At 34.8% G+C, this 6029-nt stretch carries 5 protein-coding genes and 1 pseudogene; all 6 read left to right on the top strand.

Annotated features, from left to right (window positions below; genetic code table 11):
* Positions 1-139 precede the first annotated feature (139 nt).
* Positions 140-649, top strand: a pseudogene (locus PG883_RS22390) (Coenzyme F420 hydrogenase/dehydrogenase, beta subunit C-terminal domain); the annotation flags it as partial.
* A complete protein-coding gene (locus PG883_RS22385; protein WP_216986858.1) occupies positions 646-1761 on the top strand; it encodes a polysaccharide pyruvyl transferase family protein in 1116 nt (371 codons plus the stop codon). The pseudogene PG883_RS22390 and the gene PG883_RS22385, both read left to right, overlap by 4 nt.
* 4 nt (positions 1762-1765) lie before the next feature.
* Positions 1766-2779: a glycosyltransferase family 2 protein gene (locus PG883_RS22380; RefSeq protein ID WP_216986859.1), complete on the top strand. Its 1014-nt coding sequence runs from the start codon at positions 1766-1768 to the stop codon at positions 2777-2779.
* A gap of 65 nt (positions 2780-2844) precedes the next feature.
* Positions 2845-3783 (top strand): glycosyltransferase family 2 protein, encoded by a 939-nt coding sequence (locus PG883_RS22375; protein ID WP_270808248.1) that lies wholly within the window; start codon positions 2845-2847, stop codon positions 3781-3783.
* Complete coding sequence (locus PG883_RS22370; protein WP_216986861.1) at positions 3780-4838, top strand: glycosyltransferase family 4 protein; 1059 nt, start codon at positions 3780-3782, stop codon at positions 4836-4838. Before PG883_RS22375 ends, PG883_RS22370 begins: the two co-directional genes overlap by 4 nt.
* A 90-nt stretch (positions 4839-4928) precedes the next feature.
* Positions 4929-5945, top strand: coding sequence for a hypothetical protein (locus tag PG883_RS22365; protein ID WP_270808246.1), 1017 nt, complete (start codon positions 4929-4931; stop codon positions 5943-5945).
* Positions 5946-6029: the final 84 nt, after the last annotated feature.

Below are 6029 nucleotides of genomic sequence, written 5' to 3'. Positions count from 1 at the left end.
CAGCTGGGGCGCCCTCTGGGAAGGCTGGGAAGCCCTGCAAAGTAAAATGGAGGGTTTTCTTGCCGCCAAGGATCTGATGGCGCAGGGGATCAAGATCTGATCAAGAGACAGGTGGGGGACTGGTCTTTTTAAAGCGAATGCATGCGATTTCTGTGATGACGTAACCACGGAGCTTGCAGATATCTCTTTAGGTGATGCGTGGTTGGCTCCTTACTCAAATGATGGACGTGGAACTAATGTAATCGTAACTAGGTCTCGGCTTGCTGATGAAATCATTCAAACAGGGATGATGAAAGGCTCATTGGTAATAGAAGAGATACATCCAGATAAATTGATTGAATCTCAACAAGGTAGCTTTAACCATCGTCATGATGGGCTCTTATATCGAATTAATGCTAACAAAGATTACTCACATGCCATACCTTCCAAACGTTTCGCTGAGAATCGTTTATCCGTATTATTAAAAATAGTGCATTCATTGCGAATGCATGCGAGAAAGAAAAGCTTGATTGTTTGGTCTCAAACGAAAAATGCTGCAGATTTTGATAATGCAATGTATAAAACGCTGTACTGGCTAAAGTTGTTTACCAAAATCAGCCATTATCAGCGAGCTATTATTAAAAGAGTTAAAAGGGTGCTTGCCAAATGAAAATCGGAATTCTAACTCAACCACTTCATAATAACTACGGTGGTTTATTGCAGGCGTTTGCTCTACAGTACTATCTAAAACAGTGTGGGCATGATGTTATAACTATAAACTTCGGTTTGTCGAAGCAAGTTCGTTTTTTTGGACTTAAACAGGTTATTGGAAACATCGTTAGAAAATATATTCTCCGTCGGCCAATGAAGAGTATTTTTCCTTTAAGTGATGAAAAAAAACGTGAGATTGGACAGCATACAAATCGGTTTACTGCAGAACATATTCGCACAACTCAAGATATATATAATATAACTGAGTTATCTTATATAAAACAGTATAAGTTTGATGCCTATATAGTGGGTAGTGATCAGGTATGGCGACCGGCATACTCTCCAGGTATGCCTGCATTCTTTTTATCATTTTTAGACAAAAATGATAATGTAAAACGCATTGCTTATGCTGCTTCATTTGGGGTAGATAATTGTGATGAATTTAGTATTGCTCAATTAGCCGAGTATGCTTCATTACTGCAGCGATTTGATGCTGTTGGAGTCCGCGAAGACAGTGCGGTTGAACTGTGCCTGCAGAAGTTTGGTACTCAAGCACAGCATGTCATAGATCCAACGCTATTATTGGATAAAGAGGTATATTGCAAGTTAGTTGAGCAAGATAGAATTCCTAGAAATAATGGCAATATGATGGTGTATGTACTCGACAAGGCACCAGAAAAACAGGAGATTATTCAGTTAGTAGCGAATGAGCGTGGCCTGATGCCGTTTACTGTTATGCCTGGAGATAGTGGAGTATATCCACCAGTGACACAATGGCTACGTGGATTTATGGATGCTGAATACGTGGTTACCGATTCATTTCACGGTGTTGCGTTTTCTATTATTTTTAATAAACCCTTTATTGCTATAGGCAATCGTGACCGAGGGTTGGCGCGCTTTACTTCGATCCTTAAATTATTCGGTCTTGAGTCTAGGCTTGTGTTTAGTAAAGATGACGTGAGTATCGACATTATTAATGATGCAATTGATTTTGCTAAAGTTAATGCCTTTAAGGCTAAACAACAGTTACTTGCGTTTTCGTTTATGGCTCAAGCACTAAATAAGAAGTGAGAAAATGCATAATCAAAATATTTCCTCCTCTCCTATACCTAAAGTATCTGTAATTGTTCCTGTTTATAATGCCGAGTTGTATGTTGAACGAGCAATAGTCAGCTTAATGGAACAGACTCTAGATGATATACAAGTTATAATTATTGATGATGGTTCAAAAGATAACTCACGGCACGTAATTGAGAAAGTAATTTCTCGTTATCCTGAAAGGTATAGTCAAGTAATTCTCATTAGTCGTGAGAATCGCGGTGTCGCAGCTACTCGTGCTCAAGGTATGGAATTAGCTACAGGTGATTATATAATACATTTGGATAGTGACGATTGGGTTGAACTTAATTGGTTGGAAAATTTATATAGTAAAGCTATTTCATGTGATGCAGATGTTGCTGTGTGCGATTATTTCGTTGAAAGTTATAACAAAACACATGTTGTTTGTGAGAAGGTAGCTAGTGAAGGTCCTGTATGTGTTAAAAATCTATTGCTAGGACATGTGTCTAATTCCTGTTGGAATAAGTTGGTAAAAGCAAATTTATTTCATGAGAATGGGATACGTTTTTATGATGAATACGATATGGGGGAGGATTTTCTTGTTACATTTTTAGTTTTCAATAATGCAAGAAATGTTATCCATATAAACACCCCTCTTTATCATTATAATAAAATAAATGAAAATGCTTTAACTAAAAGCTATAGTAAAAAAGCACTTGAAGATTTGATTGGAATTGTAATGCTGACTGAGCACTATCTAGTAGATAATGGGCGATTAAGTTTATATTCTAACGAACTAGAAGTGTTTAAACTTGGTGTGAAATTACAGTTTGCATTGCACTATCATAATGAAATAGATAGAATTAAACTTGCATTCGATTTATATCCAGATATCAATGGGAAAATATTTAAGTCAAGTTTTAAAATATTAAAAATCGCTTATTTTTTGAAGCGGTGCAATCTTTTGTTTATTTATAAGTATTCCTATGATTTATGGAAATGGTTGCGTATTAACTTTCTCCGGGATTAAAAGAGAAATTGCTTGTGAATACTTTGGTTGCAGCTTGATATTAAACGATTAATGGCCTAATTTCTATGAATGAAAAATCACCAACTGTTAGTGTGATAATGCCAGTATATAATGTCAGTAATTATATACTAGATGCGGTCAATTCAATTCTAAATCAAACTTATCAGGATTTTGAACTAATTATAGTTGATGACTCATCAACAGATGACACCTATAGAGTATTGATTGATAACTTTTCTAAAAATAAAAAAATTAAAATTCTAAGAAACTCGAAAAACAAAAAAATAGTATATTCCTTGAACAAGGCATTAAGCTATGCTTCTGGTGAGTTTATTGCCAGGATTGATGGTGATGATATTGCTTATCCTGACCGTATAGAAAGACAAGTTAATTATCTTCTTCAGCATCCCTGTGTGGACTTGGTCGGTTGCGATCTTGAAACAATAAATGACAGTGGTCATTCAACCGGTGCATTTAATCGCTTCCCTGAGAATTTTGACATATTGAATAAAATGGCTTATTTTTGTCCGCCAGTATCTCATATATGGTTGTGTCGAGCATCAGTTTATAAGCATCTTAATGGTTATCGCTTTCCCTCTGTTGAGGACTATGATTTTTTGCTAAGAATGATTACAAGCGGATATAAATTTGCAAATATTCCTAACTATGTCGGTATGAAAATTCGTATTAGGGATGGTTCAACATCAACTCTTTTTGGCGTATCACAGCGTCTTGCATTCAACTTTGTTCGCCAGTTATATAATGAAAGGTTGAGGTTTGGTATTGAGTGTACAGATAGTGGGAGTTTCACAAAATATATTAACAACTCAACCTTTTTCAAATTACATTCTTTGTCAAATGCTTTATGTAAAAGGGCTATATTAAGCAGTGGCGCTATGAAGTATATCCTTTTTTTGATGTCTGCAATTGCTTCACCTTATCAGGCTCAATATATGTATTGCAGGATCAGGGCTAAAATAATTATTTGGAGGTCTGGCAAGTGAATGTTTTATTAATTGTGCCATCAAATGATAATGCGGGTCCTGTAAATGTTGTTAAATATTTAACTAAAGCGAATAGTAATGATGAAGTAAAATTTACAGTTTTATGTTTGCGGAAAAAATCTGACTTCATATTTGAAAATTGCAGAACCTTATTTGTTCCTAATTTCAGGATTCCATTTTTATCATTGTTATGGATCCGTAAGTTCTTAAAGTCCAATAAGTTTGATATTTGTCACTCTCATGGATTTTTCCCAGATATGTATAACTATGTATGTAAGGTTTTAAGTTTTAATTGCTTGAAGTCTTTATCAACAGTCCATAATTATCCTGATGAAGACTATCCAATGGAGTATGGAAAGCTCAAAGGTTTTTGGCTTTCTAAGTTTCATTATTTTCTCTTAAAAAAATTAACATCAGTTATTGGGTGTTCTTCGTCTGTTAGTCAACATCTTCACTGCAAAAATATTGAGTGCACAACGATTCGTAATGGTGTCAGCATTGTTGGATTGCACGATTCGATAGCTATATCTATAAACTATGATTTAAAACCAGTACGATTGTTTTTTTTGGGTAGATTGATTAAAAGAAAAAATTTTTCAGAGCTTGCTACTTTTTTTTTAAATGCAAAGTTAGATTTTCATGAAAAATATTCTTTGACTGTATGTGGTAATGGGCCTGAGTTTGAGTATTATAATGATTTATTGAGTCCTTTTCAGAATATAAAATTTATGGGGCATGTTGATAACCCCGCATCTTACATATTAGATAGCGATATTTTGGTTTCAACATCTTTGGCAGAAGGTTTTCCATTAAGTGTTTTAGAGGCAATATTGGTAGGAAAGAGAGCGCTATTAAGCAATATTGAGCCGCATCTGGAGTTGAAGGCATTTTTGGGGGATGCTATAGAGTGCTATCAACTTGGCTCGAAAGATGACTTTCTAAATAAGCTTGATATATTATCCAACCGTAGATTAGACCCTCAATCTAAGGCAACATATCTTGCATCTGCAACGAGAATGTTTAATGAATATATTTCTTTGTATAGAAGTATATAATTTCCATATATAACTTATTTATGTGGTGGCAATGTGTTAATTAAAAGTCAACACCTATTGTTTTTATTGATTTTGACTAGTGTCTTTTATATGGCTAAGTTAACGCAATTCAGCCCCGTCTACATTTTTCAGCCGGTATTGAGTTCTCTTTTGTTATTGATGTTAGTGCGTAATAATAACAAGGTTAGTGTGGCGGGATTAATATTGAGCATATTGGTTGCTGCATATTTTTTACTGAATACAGTATTGTTTTCAAATAGCTACTCTACATATATAAACTTTTTTTGCGGGATATTTTCATTTTATACCATTGTAAGTTTATATCGTTATTTTTCGATAGCAACAATATTGAATGCCATTATAAATTCAGCTAAATATATTGTGGTGATTCTAGTTGTAGATTCGTTGTATCGAATTTTAAATCCCGCAATGCCAACATCAGAAGCTCTGGAGGCGGTGCAGGGTACTGAATATGCTTTTTATATGTATAAATTTAGTACGGTTATGTTTGCTGACTCAAATACTGTAGCTATTGTATGCGTGTCGTTATTTTTTTTATTGGATTATTGTTCTAAACGATTTTTTGTTAATACCACAATTTTGCGATTAATCATTCTTGTTATATTGTTATCATGTTTATCTAGATCTGCTATTTTCTCGGTCATAATTTCAATGTTTCTGCTTAACAAAAAGTTGAGCTTGAGGGGCAAGTTGGTATTTTTGATGGGGGGTCTTTTTCCTGCAGCATTCTATATATTGTCTTCATTTTTTAATGATGGGAGTTTTGTTAGTAAACTGTTTATATTGCAAGCGTTCTTTCATTATCTAAGTGATGCAGACTTATCGTCTTTATTACTTGGTGTAGGGCTAGGTAATTCCCCGCTTTATCTAAACAATATATACTCACACATTCATATTGTTACATCTATAGTTGAAGGTGGACTTATTGGTAGCTTACTTATTATTGTTTTTTTATTATATTATTTGAATTTATCAAAGTATCATGGCTTGTATGTGGTTTTGCCAAATATAATTCTCGGATTTTCATATTTTTTCTATTTAGGGGCTCCATTCGTTTTTGGTATCTATTCACCAGGACGGGGTTGACGGCATCAGTTCTGCCGGGATGGGATAATCTGTCTTCTCGATGCACGCCCTGACCACGGCCCTCAACCACTCCTGTGGGCAGCG

The organism is Aeromonas sp. QDB25 (assembly GCF_027707725.1).
GTDB classification, from domain to species: domain Bacteria; phylum Pseudomonadota; class Gammaproteobacteria; order Enterobacterales; family Aeromonadaceae; genus Aeromonas; species Aeromonas caviae.
Note: the sequence above shows the minus strand (reverse complement) of the source record. Positions and strands in the feature narration are given on the sequence as shown.